This is a genomic window from Bradyrhizobium sp. IC4059 (assembly GCF_020193615.1).
Taxonomy (GTDB): domain Bacteria; phylum Pseudomonadota; class Alphaproteobacteria; order Rhizobiales; family Xanthobacteraceae; genus Bradyrhizobium; species Bradyrhizobium yuanmingense.
In genome coordinates, this window is record NZ_JADYVH010000010.1 from 195,377 (window position 1) to 218,049 (window position 22,673).

Sequence of the window (22,673 nt, forward strand, 5' to 3'; positions counted from 1 at the left end):
CGGGAAAATCAATCCGGCCAGTAGACCGTTCCTTACGGAAACGGCAAGTCTACATCACCATTTTGGGTCCACGTCAGGTCCGTGGGATGTAGGCACGAAATCTGGCCCGGCCAATGGCGCCTTTTGGCACAGCGCCAAGTGTAGCGCGTTTTATGCTTAAGGGGAAACCCGATCCTGCCCGGAAATGGCGCATCTTCAATCGTTTAAGGCGAATTTTCGCGGAAAAGGCAGGAGGAACGTCAAAGGCGCGATTGCGGCCCGAATTCCCGGTCCGGGACCGTTCGTCCTTGTGGAACGAGCCGGCCCTATGTTAGCCAACCGCCGCGAAATTCAGCCCCAATCGGGTAAGGAGACACTTTCATGACCAACGGTAACGGTACCCCTCCCGAGGCGGCCCAGGCTCCCCAGCTCAACGTGCTGGCGCAATACACCAAGGACCTCTCGTTCGAAAATCCCAACGCGCCGAGCTCGCTGCAGCCACAGAGCCAGCCGCCGCAGATCAACATCCAGATCAACGTCAACGCCAACAATCTCAGTGAACAGGAATTCGAGGTGACGTTGTCGGTCGAGGGCAAGGCCGAGACCGCCGGTAAAGTGATGTTCTCGTTCGAGCTCGCCTATGCCGGCGTGTTCCGGATCGTCAACGTGCCCAAGGAGAACCTGCACCCGCTGGTCATGATCGAGTGCCCGCGCCTGTTGTTCCCGTTCGCACGCGAGATTATTGCGACGGCGGTGCGCGATGGCGGGTTCCCGCCGCTGATGCTGGATCCGGTCGACTTCGTCGGTCTCTACCGCCAGAACATGGAGCGGCAAATGGCCGCTCAGGGCGGACAGGCCGGTCAGGCCTGAGCCGCCGCCAGCGCGACTGGAGCGGGCAGGTACTCGTTCCAGATCGCCTTGTCGCCGAGCGTTGCGATGAAGGCCCGATGAGCCTCGCGCTCGGCTTCGGAAATCCGCGGCGCGAGCGGCACCGGGCGTTGCCGCCGCGGCGCGTCGCCGGCGCTATTGACCCTGATCTCCTCGGCGTCCGAGGCCAGCAGCAGCTGCGACTGCCGCGCTCCGACCAGATCGACATAGACCTCGGCGAGCAGCTCGGCGTCCAGCAGCGCGCCGTGCTTGGTACGGTGTGAATTGTCGATCGAATAGCGCGAGCAGAGATCGTCGAGCCGGTTGGACACGCCGGGATGCTTGCGACGCGCCAGCAGCAGCGTATCGACCAGGCGCTCGCGCGGGATCGCGGCGCGCTTGATGCGGTCGAGCTCGGCGTTGATGAAGCCGATGTCGAACGAGGCGTTGTGGATCACCAGCGGGGCGTCGCCGATGAACGCCAGAAAGTCGTCGGCGACCTCGTGAAACAACGGCTTGGTCGCCAGGAATTCGGACGACAATCCGTGTACCGCAAACGCTTCCGCCGGCATGTCCCGCTCGGGGTTGATGTAGACGTGATACGTCTGTCCGGTCGGCATGCGGTTGAAGATCTCGACGCAGCCGATCTCGACCAACCGATCGCCGCGCAGCGGATCGAGGCCGGTGGTTTCGGTGTCGAGGACGATTTCGCGCATGTCTCTTGGAAGCCGTGTGAGGCGGCGAATCAGGTCCGCCGCTGCGGCATCTTAACGACCTCGGCCAGGATGTGCGCGATTTGGGCCCGCACGGGGTCAAGTCCGTGTGAGGTATCCACCACGAAATCGGCCCGCTTGCGCTTCTCGGCATCCGGCATCTGCTTGGCGATGATGGCATCGAGCTTGGCCTCGTCCATCGTGCCGCGCGCCAGCACCCGCTGGCGCTGCAGCTCGGGCGAGGTCGAGACCACGACCACGGCATCGACCCGCTTCTCGCCGCCGGTCTCGAACAGCAGCGGGATGTCCAGCACCACGACCGGCGCCTTGGCGGCCTCGGCGTCGGCAAAGAATTTCTGCCGGGACGCGCCGAGCATGGGATGAACGATCTGCTCGAGCTGCTTGATCGCGGCGGGATCGTGCACGACACGCGCCGACAGCTTTTGCCGGTCGACCTTGCCATTCGCGGTGGTGCCGGGGAAGGCGGCCTCGATCGCGGGGGCGGCCTCGCCCTCATAGAGCTGATGCACGGCGGCATCGGCGTCGTAGACGGGGACGCCGGCCTCCGCGAACAATGTCGCGGTGGTGGATTTGCCCATCCCGATCGAGCCGGTCAGTCCGAGAATTCGCATCAGCACCCAGCCTTCTCTCGCATCTACACCGCAATTAGCTGCTCGCTGCGCAGATACGCAAGCAGCGGCAGCAGCGGCAGGCCGAGAATGGTGAAATGGTCGCCCTCGATGCGCTCGAACAGATGGATGCCGAGGCCCTCGAGCTGATAGGCGCCGACGCTTCTGGTCACAGCGTCGCCCGCGGCGTCGAGATAGGCCGAAAGCTCGGCTTCGCTCATTCCCCGCATGGTCATGCGCGCCACGGAAACGTCCTCGAAGAGAATCCTGCCATCCTGCGCCACGGCGACGGCTGAATTCAGCTCGTGCGTCTGACCGGCGAGGTCGCGCAATTGCACCAGCGCCTGGGCGCGCCCAGCCGGCTTGTTAAACAGACGGCCCCCGAGCGCCAGCGTCTGGTCGGCGCCGATCACATAATGTCCGGGATAGCAGGCAGAAACAGCCTTGGCCTTTTCGCGGGCCAGCAGCAGGGCAATCTCGCGCGGGTCGGAGAGCTTTGACGCGGCCTGGATGCCACGCTCGTCGATATCGGCGGTGACGGCTTCGAAGTCGAGCCCGGCATCACCCAGCAGCATTTTGCGCGCGCTGCTTTGCGAGGCCAGGATCAACGGACTTTTGCCGCGCCACAGACTCATCGGCGACACTTACTCGGACGGCCGGTTGCGCTGGCGATCGCTATACAGCTTCATGATCGCCGCCGCGGTTTCCTCGATGGAGCGGCGCGTGACGTCCAGCAGCGGCCAGTCATGCTTGGCGCTCAGCTTGCGCGCGAACGCGACCTCCTCCGTGACCGACTGCTTGTCGGTGTAGGTATCGCTACCGCTGCTGGACTCGGCGCCCATGGACAGCAGGCGGTTCTGCCGGATCTGAATCAGGCGTTCCGGCGTCGCGTGCAGGCTGACCACCAGCGGCCGCGTCAGCGTCTCCAATTGCGGGGGCACCGGAATGCCCGGCACCAGCGGCACGTTGGCGGTGCGAATGCCGCGATTGGCGAGATAGATCGATGTCGGCGTCTTCGATGTCCGGGACACCCCGACCAGTACCACGTCGGCCTCGTCGAGACCTTCGACATGCTGACCGTCGTCATGGATCATCGTGTAGTTCAAGGCATCGATGCGCTTGAAATATTCCGCGTTGAGCACGTGCTGGGCGCCGACACGGCCGGTGGTCGCTGCTCCCAGATAGGCCTCGAACAGCTGCATCACCGGTCCGATGATCGACAGGCTCGGAACATTGATCTGCTTGCACTTATCCTCGAGTCTGGCGACCAGATCCTTCTCGAGCAGCGTGAACAGCACGATCCCTGGCGCTTCCTCGATCTCATCAAGCACGCGGTCGAGCTGCTTCTGGCTGCGCACCAGCGGATAGACGTGCTCGACCGGCGTCACGTTGGCGTATTGGGCCGCGACCGCGCGCGCCACGGTGATGAGCGTCTCACCCGTGGAGTCCGAGACCAGGTGGAGATGGAAATAATTGTTCGAGGTCGGCACAAAAACCCTTTGAATTTCGTTGGGGTGGTTTGTGGATTTCTGTGGAGCTTAACCTCTCGGAAAGGGATGTGCGACACCAGGGGCGGGACAAGGCGTGATTTTCTTCACACCGCTGCCGGTCAGGACAAATCCGACGCCTCGCCGAGAGGGAAGCGGGATTGCGCGGACAAGTCCCTTGATAAGCTGCCGATACAATCGCGCAAGCCTTTGAAGCCGGCTGACTTATCGGAAGTCGACAAAGGCTGTCCGGAATATGTGGATGGATGTGAACAAGCGCGCGTGAACGCGCGGACGGAATTGCGTGAGTCCAATCCACGGTCACATAGACTCAAACCTTAAGAATCTAAGATTCTAGATTTGAGGAAGGCGCTACGGAGGGATATGTGTGCGGGGTAAGACCTTAACGGGTTCTTACTATCCCCAGCGTTCCCCACGCTGGGCAGCAAGCCGGACCCCCGAAAATGTTCGAAGACGTCTATCTCTGGATCAAGGCGCTGCACGTGATCGCCGTCATCTCCTGGATGGCCGGCATGCTCTACCTGCCGCGGCTGTTCGTCTATCACTGCGAGGCCGAAATCGGCTCGAAGCAGTCGGAGACGTTCAAGGTGATGGAACGCCGGCTGCTCAAGGCGATCATCAACCCCGCGATGATGGTCACCTGGCTCGCCGGGCTCTATCTCGCCTGGTCCGGCCATTGGTTCTCGTTCGGCTGGCTGCACGTCAAACTGGCACTGGTCCTCGTGCTCTCGGCGGTCCACGGCTATTTTTCACGCTGGGTCAAGGATTTCGCCGCCGATCGTCGCCCGCGAAGCCAGAAATTCTATCGGATTATCAACGAGGTGCCGACCGTCCTGATGATTTTCATCGTTATCATGGTGATCGTGAAGCCGTTCTAGGCAAACTGCGCGACGATTCGCTCAGCGCTTCGGCTTGCGGAGCGCTAGGCGATTTTCTATATTATCGATATCCCACCCAACGCAGGCGGATGTGGTTGTGTCCGAGCCTTCCAGAGGCCGGACCCCGCATCAGGATTGAAGCCTCACCGGCGTTCACCTTGCCAGACCTGCGGACCTTACCTGCACCTGCTCGCGTCCGCATTTCAGAGCCTCCTCGCACCCCCTCTTTTCAGGTTACCCCACAGGACCACCCCAATGCGGGAAATCAAACTCGAAGACCTCAAGTCCAAAACGCCGGCCGAGCTCGTCTCGTTCGCGGAGGAGAATGGGGTCGAGAATGCCAGCACCATGCGCAAGCAGGAGCTGCTGTTCGCCATCCTCAAGCAGCTGGCGCTCGCCGAGACCGATATTGTCGGCCAAGGCGTCGTCGAAGTTCTCTCCGACGGCTTCGGCTTTCTCCGCTCGCCCGACGCGAATTATCTGCCGGGTCCTGACGACATCTACGTGTCGCCCTCGCAGATCCGCCGTTTCGGCCTGCGCACCGGCGACACCATCGAAGGTCACATCCGCAGCCCGAAAGAGGGCGAGCGCTACTTCGCGCTGCTGAAGGTCAACACGCTCAATTTCGAGGATCCGGAAAAGGCCAAGCACAAGGTCAATTTCGACAACCTCACGCCGCTGTTTCCGAATCAGCGTTTCCGCATGGAGATCGACGATCCCACGCGGAAAGACCTGTCTGCACGCGTGATCGACATCGTCGCGCCGATCGGCAAGGGCCAGCGCGCCTTGATCGTGGCGCCGCCGCGCACCGGTAAAACCGTGCTGATGCAGAACATCGCGCATTCGATCACGCACAATCACCCCGAATGCTATTTGATCGTGCTCTTGATCGACGAGCGTCCGGAAGAAGTCACGGACATGCAGCGCTCGGTGAAGGGCGAGGTCGTGTCCTCGACCTTCGACGAGCCGGCGGTGCGCCACGTTCAGGTCGCCGAGATGGTGATCGAGAAGGCAAAACGCCTGGTCGAGCACGGCCGCGACGTCGTGATCCTGCTCGATTCGATCACGCGCCTCGGCCGCGCCTACAACACCGTGGTGCCGTCATCCGGCAAGGTGCTGACCGGCGGTGTCGACGCCAACGCGCTGCAGCGTCCGAAGCGCTTCTTCGGCGCGGCCCGCAACATCGAAGAGGGCGGCTCGCTGACCATCATCGCGACCGCGCTGGTCGATACCGGCAGCCGCATGGACGAAGTCATCTTCGAAGAGTTCAAGGGCACCGGTAATTCGGAGCTGATCCTGGACCGCAAGGTCTCGGACAAGCGCACCTTCCCGGCGATCGATATCTCGCGCTCCGGCACCCGCAAGGAGGAGCTCATCACCGATCCGCAGGTGCTCAAGAAGATGTACGTGCTCCGCCGCATCCTCAATCCGATGGGGACGATGGACGCGATCGACTTCCTGCTCGACAAGCTGCGCTCGACCAAGAGCAATTCGGAGTTCTTCGACTCCATGAACACCTGAGTGCACTGCAACAAAGAATTCTGGGGCGCCTTCGGGCGCCCCTTTTTGTTGCGGCTTTGCTGCAGCGAAGGTGCAGCATGAGTGGCAGCCGATGCCCGACCTAGGTTTCTCACTAAAATGTTGATATTGACAGGTAATTCTTGAAATCCTAGTCGGCCTCCTCCTGCGATCAGGCCAACTGCAGCAGAATGCTGCGGTTATATTGCGGTGCAAAATCGATTTGCTGCAGAACCTGGTGCAGCAAATCCGGTTGCTCTCGATCGCGAGAAACGGACGTTTGCGTTTTCGGCCGCAGCCGGACAAATAGGCTATGCATCCGCGAGACCAGACCATTTTCGCGCTGTCATCCGGGCGGGCGCCCAGCGCGATCGCCGTGGTCCGCGTCTCCGGCTCGCAAGCCGGCGCGGCGCTGACGGCGCTTGCGGGCCGGCTGCCGGCGCCGCGACAGGCGAGCCGTCGGCTGCTCCGGGACGACGCGGGCCAGCCGATCGACGATGCGGTCGTGCTCTGGTTTCCAGGACCGGCCAGCGCCACCGGCGAGGATGTTGCCGAGTTTCACGTTCATGGCGGCCGGGCGGTGCTCGCGGCGCTCTTCGCTGCAATTTCCGATATCCCGAATACGCGTGCGGCCGACCCCGGCGAGTTCACGCGCCGCGCTTTCGAGAATGGCAAGCTCGACCTGACCGAGGCCGAGGGGCTCGACGACCTCATTCACGCCGACACCGATCGCCAGCGCCGCCAAGCGCTGCGCCAATTGCAGGGCCTGCTTGGCGACCGCGCGCGCGACTGGCGCGAGCGCATCATCGAGGCCTCCGCGCTGATCGAGGCCGGCATCGATTTTTCCGATGAAGGCGACGTGCCGGCGGAGCTGCGGGCGCCGGCGGTGAAAGCGATCAGAGCGCTTCACGATGAAATCGCGAAAGTGCTTGCGGCACAGGGGCATTCTGAACGGCTGCGCGAGGGCCTTGTCGTTGCCATCGCCGGCGAGCCGAATGTCGGCAAGTCGACGCTGATCAACCAGCTCGCGCGCCGCGAGGTCGCGATCGTCTCGCCGCATGCCGGCACGACGCGCGACGTCATCGAGGTGCAGCTCGACCTCGACGGCTATCCCGTCACGGTCATCGACACCGCTGGCATCCGCGAGACCGACGATCCGGTCGAGCAGGAAGGCGTGCGCCGCGCCCGCGCGCGCGCCGAGGACGCCGACCTGGTGCTGTGGCTGGTGGAGGGCGGACAAGCCGTTGATTTGGCTACAACGCGCTCGCGCTGGACATCGGCGGACGGCGCTGCTTCGCCCGGCGGCTCAGTCTGGATCGTGCGCAACAAGATCGATCTCGGCGGTGGCGAAGGAGCCAGGCCGAGCGAGTTCGGGATCTCGGCAAGCCGGGGCGACGGCATCCCCGAGCTGGTCGAGGCCCTGGTGAAATTCGCTTCGGAGTTCTTCGGAACCACCGAGGGCGCCATGGTGACCCGGGCCCGCCAGCGCGAATTGTTGAGCCGGGCCTCAGACAGCTTGCGCCGGAGTCTGGACCTTGTAGAACACGGCGAGGAGCTCGCGGCCGAAGAGCTGCGTGCCGCCGCCTATGCCCTAGGCCGGCTCTTGGGCCGAGTGGACGTTGAAGATGTCCTCGGCGCCATCTTTCAGAAATTCTGCATTGGAAAGTAAGGCTTTCTTCATTGTAGAACTAGCGCTTGTTCCATTTCTTCTGTTTCACGTGAAACAGGAGCTGGTTTGGCGCAGTGGTTTCGGGTTGTTTCACGTGAAACAGCACGAGCACCCGCGGACCAATGCCGTCCCGTTGCGATCTGACATACTTCAGTGGGGTGAAAGTCGAGGTGATAGCCGGGGCCGCCAACCTCGTCATTGCGAGCGCAGCGAAGCAATCCAGACTGTCTCCGCGGAGGGATTTCTGGATTGCTTCGCTGCGCTCGCAATGACGGAGTATGTGGCGATTGCCTTGCGTCCGACTGATGGCTCCCATGGCGGGACAACAGGACGACGACATCACGGGCCGTAAAGCCCCCGATCTTGTTTCACGTGAAACACCATAACGATCAATGCAGCTCCTACTGTGCATGGGGTTGTTTTCGCTAAAGTGCTTCCGACTTGGGCCGCGCCTGTTTCACGTGGAACAGGTGACCCCGAGTTTCTACTTCCGGGTTTCTCGCCGCTAAGCTAGAAGTCCGTCCATGCGAACAGAGCGAGAGAGATTCGACGTCATCGTCATCGGCGGCGGCCACGCCGGCTGTGAGGCCGCGGCTGCGTCTGCCCGGATGGGTGCGACGACCGCTCTGGTAACGCACCGTTTCTCGACCGTTGGCGCGATGTCCTGCAATCCCGCCATCGGCGGGCTCGGCAAAGGGCATCTGGTCCGCGAGGTCGATGCCCTCGACGGCCTGATGGGCCGTGTGGGCGATGCCGGCGGCATTCAGTTTCGCGTTCTCAATCGTCGGAAAGGTCCGGCCGTCCGCGGGCCGCGGGCCCAGGCCGACCGCAAGCTCTATGCGGCGGCGATGCAGGCCGCGATCCGCCAGACCGAAGGTCTTTCCGTCATCGAGGGCGAAGCCGACGGGCTGGTCGTAGTCGATGGCCGGGTGACCGGGCTTCGCCTGGCCGACGGCCGGGAGCTGCGGGCAGGGGCCGTTGTCGTGACCACCGGCACCTTCCTCCGCGGTCTCATCCATCTCGGCGAGAAGAACTGGCCCGCCGGACGCGTCGGCGAGGCGCCTGCGATGGGCCTTTCCAGCTCCTTCGAGCGCGCCGGCTTCACTCTTGGACGTCTCAAGACCGGGACGCCGCCGCGTCTCGACGGCACCACCATCGACTGGTCCGCAGTCGAGATGCAGCCCGGCGACGAGCCGCCGGAGCCGTTCTCGGTCATGACGGAGCGGATCACGACGCCGCAGATCCAGTGCGGGATCACCCGGACCACGTCCGCGACCCATGAGGTGATCCGGGCCAATGTCCATCGCTCCCCGATGTACTCCGGCCAGATCAAGAGCTCCGGTCCACGCTATTGCCCCTCGATCGAGGACAAGATCGTCCGCTTCGGCGACCGCGACGGTCACCAGATCTTTCTGGAGCCGGAAGGGCTCGACGACACGACCGTCTATCCCAACGGCATCTCGACCTCGCTCCCCGAAGAGGTCCAGCTCGCGATCCTCGCCAGCATCCCCGGCCTGGAGCGGGTGAGGATGGTCCGTCCCGGCTACGCCATCGAATACGACCACATCGATCCCCGCGAGCTCGATCCGACCCTCCAGACCAAGCGTCTGCGCGGTCTCTTCCTGGCCGGACAGATCAATGGCACCACCGGATATGAGGAAGCCGCCGGGCAGGGCATTGTCGCCGGCCTGAATGCCGCGCTCTCCGCCAGCGGTGCCGCGCTCACAGTGTTCGACCGTGCCGACGGCTATCTCGGTGTGATGATCGACGACCTCGTCACCCGCGGGATCAGCGAGCCCTATCGCATGTTCACCTCCAGGGCAGAGTACCGGCTGACCCTGCGGGCCGACAATGCCGACCAGCGTCTGACCGAGAAAGGGATCGCTCTGGGATGTGTCGGCAGCGCCCGGATCAGGCATCATCGCGCCAAGATGGACGCCCTGAACGCTGCCCGGACGTTGTCGAAGTCCCTGACCATCACCCCGAACGAAGCCATCAAGCACGGGCTGTCGCTGAACCGGGACGGCCAACGCCGCTCGGCGTTCGAGCTGATGGCCTATCCGGAGATCGGCTGGAGCCAGGTCCGCGCGATCTGGCCTGAGCTGTCGGCCATCGATCCCGTCATCGCGACCCATCTCGAGATCGACGCCAAGTACGACGTCTACCTGGAGCGCCAGAGCGCCGACGTCGAAGCCTTCCGGCGCGACGAGGGCATGGTGCTGGCGGATGTCGATTACCAGCTCGTTCCCGGTCTCTCCAATGAAGTGCGCGCCAAGCTGGAGAAGGCACGACCGTTCACCGTCGGCCAGGCCGGCCGGATCGACGGGATGACGCCGGCGGCGCTCGGCATTCTCGCGGCCTATCTCCGCCGCGAGGCACGGAAGACTTCCAAAGCAATCGCACCAATCGCATAGGCGTTTCACGTGAAACAGCGCGGATCGGGCGGAGATCGACCGCCATCGCGAAGACCCGGAGCGGGTGAGGGCGCCGGGCAGCGAAGTGAACCTGGAGTGGCCAGCCCGAAGATCAGCAAGGCCGCGGCCAACGACAAGGTGCTCGATTCGATCATCGCCGCTGACAAGACCGCCGCTATGAAGCTCGCTCCCGTTTCACGTGAAACCGAGGAGCGGCTTGATCGCTACATCGCGCTACTCCGGGAGTGGCAGGCCAAGACCAATCTCGTCGCGCCATCGACTTTGCCAAACCTCTGGACCCGGCACATCGCTGACTCGCTCCAGCTCGTCGATCTCGCACCGGCTGCAAAACGGTGGGCTGATCTCGGGAGCGGCGGCGGATTTCCCGGCGTCGTGCTCGCCTGCGCCATGGCCGGCACGCCTGGCGCGAGCGTCCATCTGGTCGAGCGAATCGCCAAGAAGGCCGCCTTTTTGCGCGAAGCGATCCGCGTCACCACATCTCCGGGAGTCGTACATCTCGCTGAGATCGGGGATAATGTGGATAGAATCACCGGTCCCGTCGATTGCGTCACCGCGCGTGCGCTGGCTCCGCTACATCAACTCATCGGCTTTGCGGAGCCGCTGATGCGCCAAGGCGCAAAAGCGTTGTTTCCCAAGGGTCAAGATGTAGAGGCTGAATTGACCGAAGCCGCTAAATATTGGAATATTCGGCCGCAGCTCCACCAAAGCCGCACGGGCGACGGCTGGATCGTGGAGCTCGATGCCGCCGAACGGCGCAGCTGAGGCGTTGAGGGGTGAGTGGGGAATTGCGATGAGCGTGATTGACGAACCGCAGCAAGAACAGACGGCCCAAAAGACCGACGAGGTCCCCCACGGCCATCCGCGCATCCTCGCGCTGGCGAATCAAAAGGGCGGGGTGGGGAAAACAACCACAGCGATCAACTTGGGCACGGCGCTCGCGGCGATCGGGGAGCGCGTCCTGATCGTCGATCTCGATCCCCAGGGCAACGCCTCGACCGGCCTCGGCATCGATCGCCGCAACCGCTCCTGCTCGACCTACGACGTGCTGATCGGCGAAGCCGCCTTGCGCGAGGCGGTGGTCTCGACCGCGGTGCCGCGGCTGCACATCGCACCATCGACCATGGATCTCTCCGGCCTCGAGCTCGAGCTCGGCACCACGCCCGGCCGCGCCTTCAAGTTGCGCGATGCGATCGGCGCGCTCAACAACAACGTCTCGCCGGACGCCGACTACACCTACGTGCTGATCGACTGCCCGCCCTCGCTCAACCTGCTTACGGTCAATGCGATGGCGGCCTCGGATGCGATCCTGGTGCCGCTGCAATGCGAGTTCTTCGCGCTCGAAGGTCTGTCGCAATTGTTGCAGACCGTGGAGCAGGTGCGCTCGACACTCAATCCGAACCTGTCGATCCACGGCATCGTGCTGACCATGTTCGACTCGCGCAACAACCTGTCGAACCAGGTTGTCGCCGACGTCCGCCAGTTCATGGGCGAGAAGGTCTACAAGACCATGATCCCGCGCAACGTGCGCATCTCGGAAGCGCCGTCCTACGGCAAGCCGGTGCTGGTCTACGACCTCAAATGCGTCGGCAGCGAAGCTTACTTGCGCCTCGCCACCGAAGTGATCCAGCGCGAGCGCGAGTTGCGCACCACGCATTGACAATGCCGTAGGGTGGGCAAAGGCGTCTTCGCCGTGCCCACCGTCTTCCGCACACAATCGGTGGGCACGCTTCGCTTTACCCACCCTACGATAATTCAGTTCTGGAGTGCTGCACCGTGAATCCAAGGGAGCTGGCGATGGCCGACGAAGCGCGTTCGCGACTGGGCCGGGGTCTTGCAAGTCTGATCGGTGACGTCGGCGGCGAGGCTCAGCATGTCGATCGTCCGCGCGCGCAGCGCAAGGTGCCGATCGAATTCATCAAGGCCAATCCGCGCAACCCGCGCCGCACCTTTTCGGACACCGAGCTGAAGGAGCTCTCGGAGTCCATCAAGCAGCATGGCGTAATCCAGCCGATCGTGGTGCGTCCGGTGAAGGGCACGCAGGACCGCTTCGAGATCATTGCCGGCGAACGACGCTGGCGCGCCTCGCAGATGGCCGGGCTGCACGAGGTGCCGATCGTCCCGGTCGACATCAGCGACAGCGATGCGCTGGAATTCGCGATCGTCGAGAACGTGCAGCGCGAGGACCTCAATCCGATGGAAGAGGCGCAGGGCTATCATGCGCTCGCCAACGAGTTCAAACGCAGCCAGGAGGACATCGCCAAGGTCGTCGGCAAGAGCCGCAGTCACGTCGCCAACATGATGCGGCTGACCAAGCTGCCGGCGGAGGTGCAGGCCTTCATCGCGACCGGCGAGCTGACGGCCGGCCACGCCCGCGCGTTGATCGGCGTGCCCGATCCGCTCGCCGCCGCCAAGCGCATCGTCGAGGAAGGTCTCAACGTCCGCCAGGCCGAGGCGCTTGCGCATGAAGAGGGCGTGCCGGAGCGCAAGCCGCAGAAGGCGCGCGCCAGCGGGGGCAAGGAGAAGGATCCCGACACGATCGATCTGGAGAAGCGCGTCAGCGACGCGCTCGGGCTCAAGGTCACCGTCAATCACCGCGATCCCGGCGGCTCCGTGCAGATCAACTACCGCAACCTCGATCAGCTCGACGAGGTGATGAAGCGGCTGGCCAAGGGCGCGCTGTAGAGCCATTTTCACGCCACTCTCTCCACGCGTCATTGCGAGGAGCTCGCGACAAAATTGCGAAGCAATTTTGCGCTGAAGCGACGAAGCAATCCAGAATCTTTCCGCGTAGGGACTCTGGATTGCTTCGCTGCGCTCGCAATGACGTGGAGAGAGCGGAGGCCTAGCCCCGCCGTTTCGCATTCGCGGCAATCGCCATCAGCGCGCGTTGGGCGATGGCAGCGGCGAGGGTGGACTGCTTGCGCGTGTCGAGGGCGGCGGTCGCCAGCTGCTCGATCACAGCGGCGAGCCGCGTCGGGCTGAAATTGCGCAGCGCGGTTTCGACCGCGGGCTTTCGTGAAAAATGCAGGCGCGGAAAGCCGCCATCGAGCACGGCGGAGGCAGGCGTGCCGTCGGCAATCGCCAGCGCGGATTTGTGCAGCCACGCGGCCTGGCGCTGCGCGGCCGAGATGATCACGCCGGGATAGGTTCCGGCGATCATCGCCTTTGCAAACTCGGTCTCGACGATGTCGGGCCGCCCGGCGAAGGCACCGTCGACGATCGGATCGAGCTTCAGCTCCGAGGCATCGGCGACCACGGCCATGACGTCATCCAGCGTGACCTCGCCCTTGCCGTGGGCGTAGAGCGTCAGCTTGCGCAGCTCGTTACGCGAGGCCTGACGGTCGCCGCCGAGGAACGACATCAGCGCCGCGCGGGCGTCCGGCGCGATGCGCAAATTCGCGATCCGCAGCTCGTCGTCCATCAGCTTGGCAAGATCGCGCTCGGTGTCGGGATAACAGCCGATCGCCACGGCGGTCTTGGCTTTCTCGCAGGTCTTGCGCAGCGGCGATTCCGGGCGGAGCTCGCCGGCCTCGATCACGATGCGGCAATCCTTCACGTTCATCTCGGCCAGGGTCTCGATGCCGGAGGCAAAGCTGCGCGAGCCGGCGCGAACGCGGATGGCGCGTCGGCCGCCGAACAGCGGCACCGTCATGGCCTCGTCGACCAGGCGCGACGGCTCGGCGGAGAGCTCGTCACCGTCGAGCTTGACCAGCGAGAACGGATCGTTGGGATCGTCGACGCCGGACGCGATCAGCGCGTCGGCGCGCTCGCGCACGAGGCCGGCATCGGGACCGTAGAGCAGGATGATCGGACGGCCCGCATCGGGGCGGGCGAGGAAGGCGTCGATCTCTTTTCCGCGCAGTGCGACCATATCGTCCGATACTCGTCATTCCGGAATGCCTCGTCAGAAGGCGAACCCGGAATGACGGAAGCGTATTACGTTCCCGCGGTGAAGAACGAGGCGAGCCGGGTGGTGATGTTCTCGGCGATCTCGTTGGCGGCCCGGTCTTCGGCATCGCGCACGGCGCGGGTGCGCGAGAAGCGCTGATAGGACCCCGGCATGTCATACGACACGCGCGAGAAGGTCGAGCCGGTCATCACAGACTTGCCGGTTACGACTTCGACCAGATTGTACTGGGCGTCGATGCCGAGATTTTCGCTGGTCGGCAATCCCGTTGCGGAGCTGACGATCAGGGAGGAGCGGCTGGTGGTGAAGCGGATGTCGAGCCGGTGGGTCGGCGGCATGCCCGTCGCCGTGCCGTAAAGCTTGAAGGCCAGCGCGTTGCGGATTTCGACGCCGACGCGGGCCTCGCGGGAAGCATTGGGCTTGTTGATCGGGGGCAGCTCGACCCCCATCAGCTTCTCGCGCAGGCCCGGGGTGCCGTCGCTGCGCTCGGCATACATCGGCTGGAAGCAGCCGGCCGTCAGCGCCGCCAGCGCGGCAACTGCCAGCAAGCGGGCTGCGATACGGGTCCTAGCCGACAACATTCACGATCCTCTTGGGAACGATGATCACCTTGCGGACGGGCTTGCCGTCCAGGGCCAGCTTTACCGCATCGAGGGCCAAAACGGCAGCCTCGATTTCCGGATTTTGGGCCGCTGTTGCAACTGTGACCTCACCCCGCTTCTTGCCGTTGACCTGCACCACCAGGGTCACGCTGTCTTCAACCAGCAAATCGCGTTCGATTTGCGGCCAATCGGCCTCCGAAACCAGCCCCTTTTGGTCCAGAACCTGCCAGCACTCCTCGGCCAGATGCGGCATCATCGGCGAGAACAGCTGGACCAGGATCTGGCTGGCCTCCTGGATCGCCCAAGCCAAATCTGGAGCGAGGTCCGGGGCAGGCTGGCCGGGGCGCTGGAGCACCTCCGAGAAGGCATTGGTGAATTCGCGGATATGGGCGAGGCAAACGTTGAAGTGCAGCCGCTCGATGCCGGCGGTGACCTTGTCCAGCGCGCCGTGGGCGGCCTTGCGCAACGCCGTGGCGTCCGGGCCGAAGCTGGCCGGCCGGGCCGCCGGCGCAGCCTTGCCGAGGGTGGCGGCATCGTTCACCAGCCGCCACAGCCGCTGCACGAAGCGCGAGGCACCCTGGACGCGCTCGTCGCTCCAGATCACGTCGCGGTCGGGCGGAGAGTCCGACAGCATGAACCAGCGGGCGACATCGGCGCCATAGGTCTCGATGATGTCGTCGGGGTCGACCGTGTTCTTCTTCGACTTGGACATCTTCTCGATCGGGCCGATCGCGATGTCTTCGCCCGTCGTCAGCAGCGTGGCGCGGCGTCCGTTGCCGCCGACCTCGACCTTCACCTCGGCCGGCTGCACATAGCTGCCGTCGGCCTTCTGGTAGGTCTCGTGCACCACCATGCCTTGCGTGAACATGCCGGCGAACGGCTCGTCCAGAGCGATATGCCCGGTCGCTTTCATCGCGCGGGTGAAGAAGCGGCTGTAGAGCAGATGCAGGATCGCGTGCTCGACGCCGCCGATATATTGGTCGACCGGCAGCATCCGGTTGGCGACCGCAGGCGTGGTCGGCGAAGCCTCGTTCCAGGGATCGGTGAAGCGCGCAAAGTACCAGGACGAGTCCACGAACGTGTCCATGGTGTCGGTTTCGCGTTGAGCCTTGCCGCCGCATTGCGGGCAGGTGACGTGCTTCCAGGTCGGATGATGATCGAGAGCGTTGCCCGGCTTGTCGAAGGTCGCATCGTCAGGCAGCTTCACGGGCAGGTCGGCATCCGGCACCGGCACCACGTCGCATTTCGGACAGTGAATGACGGGAATCGGGCAGCCCCAATAGCGCTGGCGCGAAATGCCCCAGTCGCGCAGACGGAAATTCACCTGGCGCTCGCCGACCGGCGCGTTGCCGCGCAGCTCCGTCTCGAGCCGCTTCGCCACCTCTTCCTTCGCCTGCTCGATGGTCATGCCGTCGAGGAAGCGCGAATTGATCATGCGGCCGTCGCCGTCATAGGCGGTATCGGTGATGACGAAGCTCTTCGGATCCTGGCCTTCCGGGCACACGACGGGCGTGTTGCCGAGAGCGTACTTGTTGACGAAGTCGAGGTCGCGCTGATCGTGCGCCGGGCAGCCGAAGATGGCGCCGGTGCCGTATTCCATCAGCACGAAATTGGCGACATAGACCGGCAGCTTCCAGGAGGGATCGAACGGGTGCACCGCGCGGATGCCGGTGTCGAAACCCTGCTTCTCAGCGGTGTCGATGATCTCCTGCGCGGTGCCGATCTTCTTGATCTCGGCAACGAAAGCCGCAAGCTCAGGGTTCTTTGCGGCGGCGGCCTGCGCCAGCGGATGATCCGCCGAGATCGCCATGAACTTGGCGCCGAACAGCGTGTCCGGGCGCGTCGTGAAAATCTTCAGCTCGCTCTCGCCGGCCGGCGTCGTCGCCGCATCCAGCGCGAAGCGGATCAACAGGCCCTCGGAGCGGCCGATCCAGTTGCGCTGCATCAGGCGCACCTTGTCGGGCCAGCGGTCCAGCCCCTCGAGCGCCGACAGTAGCTCCTGCGAGTACTTCGTGATCTTGAAGACCCACTGGTTCATCTCGCGCTGCTCGACCACGGCGCCCGAGCGCCAGCCGCGGCCGTCGATCACCTGCTCGTTGGCGAGCACGGTCATGTCGACGGGATCCCAGTTCACCTTGCGCTTCTCGCGCTCGGCAAGCCCTGCGCGCAGGAAATCCAGGAACATCTTCTGCTGGTGCTTGTAATAGGAGGGGTCGCAGGTCGCGATCTCCCTGGACCAGTCCAGCGACAGCCCGATCGAGCGGAGCTGTTTCTTCATGGCGGCGATGTTGTCGTAGGTCCAGGCCTTCGGCGCCACCTTGCGCTCGATCGCGGCGTTCTCGGCCGGCAGGCCGAAGGCGTCCCAGCCCATCGGATGCAGCACGTTGAACCCCTTGGCGCGCATGAAGCGGGCCAGCACGTCGCCGAGCGTGTAATTCCGGACATGGCCGATATGGATGCGCCCGGACGGGTAGGGGAACATCTCGAGCACGTAATATTTCGGCCGCGGATCGTCGTTCTTGGAGACGAAGATCGCCTGCTCGTCCCAGAGGCGTTGCCAGCGCGGTTCGGCGTCGCGGGCGTTATAGCGTTCGGAGGTCATGGAATCGTTGGGTTTTCGTGGTTCGGCCGTCTCAAGACGGCGGACTAGGCCATAGAAGCCCTTAAGGGGTCAATGGGTTGCCGCGTTTTGGAACTTTGACCCCTCCGCATAACTACGAGGGTCCGCGTTGGGGTGTGATTAAGGCGTCGATGCCAAGTTGCAGCCCGACAAGGCCGCGTTACCGCACATGGATTCCAGCTTCGACGATCCCGATTACGACTATGCCGCGTCCGTCGCCGGGCGGGCAATGCGGAGCATGGCCGAACAGCGGATTGCACCGACCCCGGCCAACTTTGCCGTCTGGTTCCAGTATTTCGCGGGCAGCCATGACGATCTGCGCAACGCGATCGATCTCCTGATCGACCACAATCGTCCCTTCGACGCCCAAACCAATCAGGATCTGTTCGAGACCTACGTCGCGCCCCAGGTGAGTGCCGTCGTGGTCGACACCTCCGAGCGGCTGCAGGCGCTGATGGGGACGGCGAAGGAGTTTCTGACGACGGCGATCGCCGACAATCATTCGCAAATGCAGGTCATCAGCCAGGTGGCTGACCAGGGCAAGGCCGGCGTCGATCCAAAGCTGCTGGTTGCCCAGCTCATGAACGAGCTGGCGCGGGCGGCCACGCGGGCGACGCGGCTGGAGGCAGGCTTTGCGGAAAAGACCCGCGAACTCGACGTGATCCGCGATTCGCTGTCGCGATCCGAGCAGCGCGCCCGGACCGACACGCTGACCGGGCTGGCGAATCGGCGGGCCCTCGACGAATTCCTGCGCAAGGCGCAGACGACGGCGGAATGGGGCGAGCCGCTCAGCGTGCTGATGCTCGACATCGACCACTTCAAGTCGTTCAACGACAATTTCGGCCACGGTGTCGGCGACCAGGTGCTGCGCCTGATGGCCAAGGTACTGCGCGAGAAGGTTCGCGCGCAAGATCTGCCGGCCCGCTATGGCGGCGAGGAGCTGATCGCGGTGCTGCCGGACGCCGATCTCGCCGCTTGCGCCGAGATCGCCGAACGCATCAGGCGCGCGATCGCAGATTGCACGCTCACGCGTCGCTCGACCGGCGAGACCCTGCCCGGCATCAGCGTGTCGATCGGCGTGGCGCAATACCGGGTCGGCGAGGCGATCACGGATCTGATCGAACGCTGCGACCGTGCGCTCTATCTCGCCAAGGGCGGCGGCCGCAATCGTGTGGTGACGGAGATCGAGCTCGATCGCGCCGGGGCTGCGGGCTAGCGGTCAGCGACGGTATGCTCACTCTCCCCGCAAGCAGGGAGAGGTGATGACCAGCGCTTTAGGCGCTCGCCACCATCATCATCTCGGCCGTGCCGGTCGCGATCGCCTGCACGCCGTGCTCGACGACATTGTTGCGGCCACGATGCTTGGCGGCGTAGAGCGCGGCGTCGGCGGCTTCGATCAGGTCGCCGGGACGCAAGGATTCGCTCGGCTTGGTCGCGGCGACGCCGATCGAGACCGTGACGATCATGTGGTTCGAGGTGATGTGAGGCAGGCAGAGCCTCAGCACCGCCGAACGCACCTGCTCGCCGATCGCGACGGCGCGCGTCACGTCGGTGTTCGGCAGCAGCAGGCAGAACTCCTCGCCGCCGTAGCGGGCCGCGAAGCCCATCGTGTCGGCGGCGATGCCGGACAGTGATTCGCCGAGCCGCGTCAGGCAGGAATCGCCTTCGAGATGGCCGTAGGTGTCGTTGAACAGCTTGAAATGGTCGACGTCGATCATCAGAAGCGCCAGCTCGCTGCCATATTGCTGCGCGCGCATCCATTCGAAATCCAGCCGGCTCTGGAAGCCGCGGCGGTTGGCGAGACCGGACAGCATGTCGATCGAAGCCATCACCGTCAGGCGGTCGTTGCTTGCGATCAGCTCGCGCTCGCGCTGGCTCAGCTGCGCGGCCATCGCGTTGAACGCGCGGGCCAGCGGCACGAACTCGGCGGGCAGGCGATTGCGCGCGGCGCGCGCCGACAGGTCGCCCTCGCCGAGCCGCTTGGCCATGTCTGCGAGCATCTCGATCGGCTTGATCACGAGCTTTTCGGCGGCGATCAGCGCGCCGAGCAGGACGAACATGAGCACGAAGGCGAGCTGCAGATAGGCGGTGCGGATGTCGCGGCTGACCGCTGCGGACACCTTGTCTTCGTCGATGCTGGCGATCAGGCGGGCATTGGTGCCGGCGATGCGGATATAGCTGACCGCGCGGCGGGAGCCGTCGGCGGCGAGGAAGGACAGCGAACCCTCATCCTGATCGGAGCGCAGCGCCTTGTCGGCGATCGCGGACATCAGAGGCATGTTGTCGAGCGGACGGCCGACCGCGCTGTGCTGATCGGCCGGGGCCGCCAGCACGGTGCCCGCGCTGTCGACCAGCACCGCAGTGATGCCGGCGCGACCGCCCAGATTGTTCATGACCTTCGACATCCAGTCGAGATTGACGGTGGCGAGCACGACGGCATCGGCCACGCCGCTGAAGGCGGAGACCGGATAGACCGCCATCACCGTTGGCGACGGTACCGGTCGCGACATGATGAAGTCGCTCAGCACGAAGCGGCCGGTTTCCTGGGCCTGCTGGAAGTACGGTCGGTCGCTGAGATCGAGGCCGACATACATGTTGTTGGTGGCGCATTGGATGCGGCCGTCCTGGCCGGCGATCAGAAGCGTGCGGATCCAGGGCAGGCTCGACGGCAGGCTCGCGCGCAGCACGTCGCAGCTCTTGCTGATGCCGCCGGCGGAGGCGCGGATGAAGGCCTCCGATTTCAGAATGGTCTCGACCGACGAGATCACCTGGCGCTGCGCATCGGCGCTGTGCCTCGCCACCGTGGTGAATTCAGCCGCGGCCTGCGCAACTTGCCGCGCGCGCGTGTCTTCGAGGGAACGGATGCGCTCGATCATCAAGGGCGTCACGAGAATCACCGCGAGCAACGCAAGCCGCGCCCGGATACCGAGAACCTGCTTGAGTTTCGCGCGCTTGCGGTTGAGACTGACGCTTGCCATTTTCGCTACCCACCCCGCGGGCTAAGGTAAAGCGAAGGGTTCAAAAACTGTTTCTTGAACTCGGTAAAATTGGACCTAACTCGGGCTAAGGTCACAACCAAGAGACGTCATGACGGAAGCCAACGTCGCGCCGGTCACCGGCCATTCACCAACCGCGCTCGCCGCGGTCGAAGCCGAAATTGCACGCGCCTGCAGGGACGCGCAGCGTGACCGCGCCTCGGTCACGCTGATCGCCGTGTCCAAGACGTTCGCGGCGGATGCAATTATCCCGGTTATCGCCGCAGGACAGCGCGTATTTGGCGAGAATCGGGTGCAGGAGGCCAAAGCCAAGTGGCCGGCGTTAACGACTGCTTACCCCGATATCGCGCTGCATCTGATCGGGCCGCTGCAATCCAACAAGGCGAAAGAGGCTGTTGCGCTGTTCGACGCCATCCATTCGGTCGACCGTCCGAGCATTTGCCAAGCGTTAGCCAAGGAAATCGAATCCCAGAACAGGCACCCGCAGCTGTTCGTCCAGATCAACACCGGCGAGGAGCCGCAGAAGGCCGGGATTGCCCCGGGCGAGGCCGATGCCTTCATTGCAAGCTGCCGCGACACCTACGGGCTGACGATCTCCGGATTGATGTGCATCCCGCCGGTCGACGAGCCGCCCGCCGCGCACTTTGCGCTCACCGCCAAGATCGCCGCGCGCAATGGCTTGACGAATCTCTCGATGGGCATGAGCGCCGATTTCGCGACCGCGATCATGCTCGGCGCCACCCATGTGCGCGTCGGCAGCGCGATCTTCGGGCATCGGTAGTTGCCGTTGGCGAGGGAGGATGCCGCCCGAACGCTGTCAATTTCGTCGCAAGGGCTCCTCGCAATGACGGCGGTGTGCCTCACCCGATGATGATCTTTGTGCGCGGGCCCAGGCGCCGCAGCAATTGCAGCATCGCGGATTTCGTCATGGAGACGCAGCCGGCGGTCGGGCCGAAATTGTCGCGGGCAAGGTGCAGGAACACCGCGCTGCCGCGGCCGGCGATGCGGGGTCGGGTGTTGTGGTCGATCTCGATGATGAAGTCGTAGAGATGGTCGGCGCGCTGGAGCCGGTCGCCGCCCTGCCCCTCGCCGAGCCGGATGCTCTGGTTGTAGCGGCGGTCCCGCGGATCCTCGCACCAGGCGTCCACGCCGGTGATCATCCGGGCCGGCAGGAACGTCCGGGGACGGCTGTGCCGGTCGCCCCGCCACCACAATTGCCTGGGCCGGAAGCTGCCTCTGGGGGTGCCGCCATCGCCCTCGCGCTTGTTGGCGAGAATGCCGCCTCGCCCCAGCGCAACCGGAATGGTCAGCGCTCCCGCCGTCAGCCAGCCTCGGCGCGGATTGCCGGCAGCAGGCTTAACGCGGATCGCCGAGAGCGGCCCGGGGCCTCGATTCCTGATGTAACCGACTGAAGCTGCTTTGTTTTTCATGTGAACGTGCAATGTCGAATTCATTACAGGACATTCATCAAAACGTCCTGCTATTCTGAGTTAGAGTGCTTCTGGCTTGTGAATCGGTAACAGCCCACTACTTCAACACGAACAACAATAATCACGGCGACCTTAAACTTCCCCTCGCGGCTGGGTGCGGCATGGATGTGCCGCCGAGCCGGACCCCAAAAGGATGACCCCCCATGGCCAATGCCCGCAAGATCCTGATCGTGGATGACGATACCGATCTGCGCGACACGTTGGTGGAGCAATTATCGCTACACGAAGAATTCGAAGCCTCTGCGGTCGATACCGGCGCCAAGGGCGCCAGCGCCGCGAAGGCCAATTCCCCCGATCTGGTTCTGATGGATGTCGGCCTGCCCGACACCGACGGCCGCGAGGTTGTCCGCTCGCTGCGGAAGGGCGGCTTCAAGGCCCCGATCATCATGCTGACCGGGCACGACACCGATTCCGACACGATCCTGGGCCTGGAATCCGGCGCCAACGACTATGTGGCAAAGCCCTTCCGTTTCGCGGTGCTGCTGGCGCGCATCCGCGCCCAGCTCCGTCAGCATGAAGCCAGCGAGGACGCGGTGTTCTCGGTCGGACCCTACTCCTTCCGTCCCGGCTCGAAGATGCTCACCGCGGCCAATGCCCGCAAGGTCCGCCTCACCGAGAAGGAAACCGCAATTCTCCGCTTCCTCTACCGGGCCGGCCAGATGCCGGTGTCGCGCGAGACCCTGCTCCAGGAGGTTTGGGGCTATAATTCCGGCGTCACCACGCACACGTTGGAAACCCACATCTACCGCCTCCGCCAGAAGATCGAAAAGGACGCCGCCAACCCGGAGATCCTGGTGACGGAAGCCGGTGGCTACAAGCTGGTGCCGTGATACGCTTCGATGGCGTGCGAATCGTTTTAGAT

General features: G+C 64.1%; 20 protein-coding genes. 11 read left to right on the forward strand and 9 right to left on the reverse strand.

The features are described from left to right. Nucleotides 1–360: 360 nt before the first annotated feature. The gene (secB, locus tag I6F12_RS28095) at nt 361–849 is read left to right on the forward strand and encodes a protein-export chaperone SecB (protein WP_036003132.1); all 489 of its coding nucleotides are present in this window, start codon (nt 361–363) and stop codon (nt 847–849) included. On the opposite strand, the gene dnaQ is transcribed toward secB, so the two are convergent. The 4 genes from dnaQ to I6F12_RS28115 are packed head-to-tail and all read right to left on the reverse strand — an operon-like array spanning nt 840 to nt 3,678. Further along, nucleotides 840–1,562, reverse strand: a complete 723-nt coding sequence (dnaQ, locus tag I6F12_RS28100) for a DNA polymerase III subunit epsilon (protein WP_036024295.1) — start codon at nt 1,560–1,562, stop codon at nt 840–842. The genes secB and dnaQ overlap by 10 nt on opposite strands. A 29-nt stretch (nt 1,563–1,591) precedes the next feature. Then, nucleotides 1,592–2,191, reverse strand: coding sequence for a dephospho-CoA kinase (gene coaE, locus I6F12_RS28105; protein ID WP_036024292.1), 600 nt, complete (start codon nt 2,189–2,191; stop codon nt 1,592–1,594). A gap of 23 nt (nt 2,192–2,214) precedes the next feature. Next, a complete protein-coding gene (locus I6F12_RS28110; RefSeq protein WP_109145558.1) occupies nt 2,215–2,823 on the reverse strand; it encodes a Maf family nucleotide pyrophosphatase in 609 nt (202 codons plus the stop codon). 9 nt (nt 2,824–2,832) lie between these two features. Further along, a complete protein-coding gene (locus I6F12_RS28115) occupies nt 2,833–3,678 on the reverse strand; it encodes a pyruvate, water dikinase regulatory protein (RefSeq protein WP_036003121.1) in 846 nt (281 codons plus the stop codon). Between the two features lie 461 nt (nt 3,679–4,139). Between I6F12_RS28115 and hemJ the strand changes: the two genes are divergently transcribed. The 7 genes from hemJ (at nt 4,140) to I6F12_RS28150 (ending at nt 12,878) form a co-directional block, all read left to right on the forward strand. Continuing rightward, nucleotides 4,140–4,574: a protoporphyrinogen oxidase HemJ gene (gene hemJ, locus I6F12_RS28120; RefSeq protein WP_036003118.1), complete on the forward strand. Its 435-nt coding sequence runs from the start codon at nt 4,140–4,142 to the stop codon at nt 4,572–4,574. A gap of 255 nt (nt 4,575–4,829) precedes the next feature. Beyond that, the gene (gene rho / locus I6F12_RS28125) at nt 4,830–6,095 is read left to right on the forward strand and encodes a transcription termination factor Rho (protein ID WP_008133567.1); all 1,266 of its coding nucleotides are present in this window, start codon (nt 4,830–4,832) and stop codon (nt 6,093–6,095) included. Nucleotides 6,096–6,405: 310 nt separating this feature from the next. Continuing rightward, a complete protein-coding gene (gene mnmE / locus I6F12_RS28130; protein ID WP_225157699.1) occupies nt 6,406–7,761 on the forward strand; it encodes a tRNA uridine-5-carboxymethylaminomethyl(34) synthesis GTPase MnmE in 1,356 nt (451 codons plus the stop codon). Between the two features lie 524 nt (nt 7,762–8,285). Continuing rightward, nucleotides 8,286–10,175 carry a tRNA uridine-5-carboxymethylaminomethyl(34) synthesis enzyme MnmG gene (mnmG, locus tag I6F12_RS28135; protein WP_225157700.1) on the forward strand — a complete coding sequence of 630 codons (1,890 nt, stop codon included), beginning with the start codon at nt 8,286–8,288 and terminating at the stop codon, nt 10,173–10,175. Between the two features lie 177 nt (nt 10,176–10,352). Beyond that, nucleotides 10,353–10,958, forward strand: coding sequence for a 16S rRNA (guanine(527)-N(7))-methyltransferase RsmG (gene rsmG / locus I6F12_RS28140; RefSeq protein WP_225157754.1), 606 nt, complete (start codon nt 10,353–10,355; stop codon nt 10,956–10,958). Between the two features lie 28 nt (nt 10,959–10,986). Then, nucleotides 10,987–11,853, forward strand: coding sequence for a ParA family protein (locus I6F12_RS28145; RefSeq protein ID WP_025033064.1), 867 nt, complete (start codon nt 10,987–10,989; stop codon nt 11,851–11,853). A gap of 137 nt (nt 11,854–11,990) precedes the next feature. Continuing rightward, complete coding sequence (locus I6F12_RS28150; protein ID WP_225148205.1) at nt 11,991–12,878, forward strand: ParB/RepB/Spo0J family partition protein; 888 nt, start codon at nt 11,991–11,993, stop codon at nt 12,876–12,878. A 160-nt stretch (nt 12,879–13,038) separates the two neighbouring features. On the opposite strand, the gene holA is transcribed toward I6F12_RS28150, so the two are convergent. From holA to leuS, 3 genes are all read right to left on the reverse strand, one after another. After that, nucleotides 13,039–14,067 (reverse strand): DNA polymerase III subunit delta, encoded by a 1,029-nt coding sequence (gene holA, locus I6F12_RS28155; protein WP_225157701.1) that lies wholly within the window; start codon nt 14,065–14,067, stop codon nt 13,039–13,041. A gap of 65 nt (nt 14,068–14,132) precedes the next feature. Further along, on the reverse strand, nt 14,133–14,684 hold the full coding sequence (gene lptE, locus I6F12_RS28160) for an LPS assembly lipoprotein LptE (protein ID WP_036003091.1): 552 nt from the start codon (nt 14,682–14,684) through the stop codon (nt 14,133–14,135). Continuing rightward, the gene (gene leuS / locus I6F12_RS28165; protein WP_225157702.1) at nt 14,671–17,307 is read right to left on the reverse strand and encodes a leucine--tRNA ligase; all 2,637 of its coding nucleotides are present in this window, start codon (nt 17,305–17,307) and stop codon (nt 14,671–14,673) included. The genes lptE and leuS overlap by 14 nt, the downstream gene beginning before the upstream one ends. Before the next feature lie 256 nt (nt 17,308–17,563). On the opposite strand from leuS, the gene I6F12_RS28170 reads away from it, so the two are divergent. Further along, nucleotides 17,564–18,541 carry a GGDEF domain-containing protein gene (locus I6F12_RS28170; RefSeq protein WP_225157755.1) on the forward strand — a complete coding sequence of 326 codons (978 nt, stop codon included), beginning with the start codon at nt 17,564–17,566 and terminating at the stop codon, nt 18,539–18,541. 58 nt (nt 18,542–18,599) lie between these two features. Here the strand turns inward: I6F12_RS28170 and I6F12_RS28175 are convergent, their stop codons facing one another. After that, the gene (locus tag I6F12_RS28175; protein WP_036003074.1) at nt 18,600–20,303 is read right to left on the reverse strand and encodes a diguanylate cyclase; all 1,704 of its coding nucleotides are present in this window, start codon (nt 20,301–20,303) and stop codon (nt 18,600–18,602) included. 109 nt (nt 20,304–20,412) lie between these two features. On the opposite strand from I6F12_RS28175, the gene I6F12_RS28180 reads away from it, so the two are divergent. Continuing rightward, nucleotides 20,413–21,102 (forward strand): YggS family pyridoxal phosphate-dependent enzyme, encoded by a 690-nt coding sequence (locus I6F12_RS28180; protein WP_225157703.1) that lies wholly within the window; start codon nt 20,413–20,415, stop codon nt 21,100–21,102. Between the two features lie 79 nt (nt 21,103–21,181). Here the strand turns inward: I6F12_RS28180 and I6F12_RS28185 are convergent, their stop codons facing one another. Then, complete coding sequence (locus tag I6F12_RS28185; RefSeq protein WP_036024277.1) at nt 21,182–21,751, reverse strand: L,D-transpeptidase family protein; 570 nt, start codon at nt 21,749–21,751, stop codon at nt 21,182–21,184. Between the two features lie 203 nt (nt 21,752–21,954). On the opposite strand from I6F12_RS28185, the gene I6F12_RS28190 reads away from it, so the two are divergent. Then, on the forward strand, nt 21,955–22,641 hold the full coding sequence (locus I6F12_RS28190; RefSeq protein ID WP_008142830.1) for a response regulator: 687 nt from the start codon (nt 21,955–21,957) through the stop codon (nt 22,639–22,641). Nucleotides 22,642–22,673 lie beyond the last annotated feature (32 nt).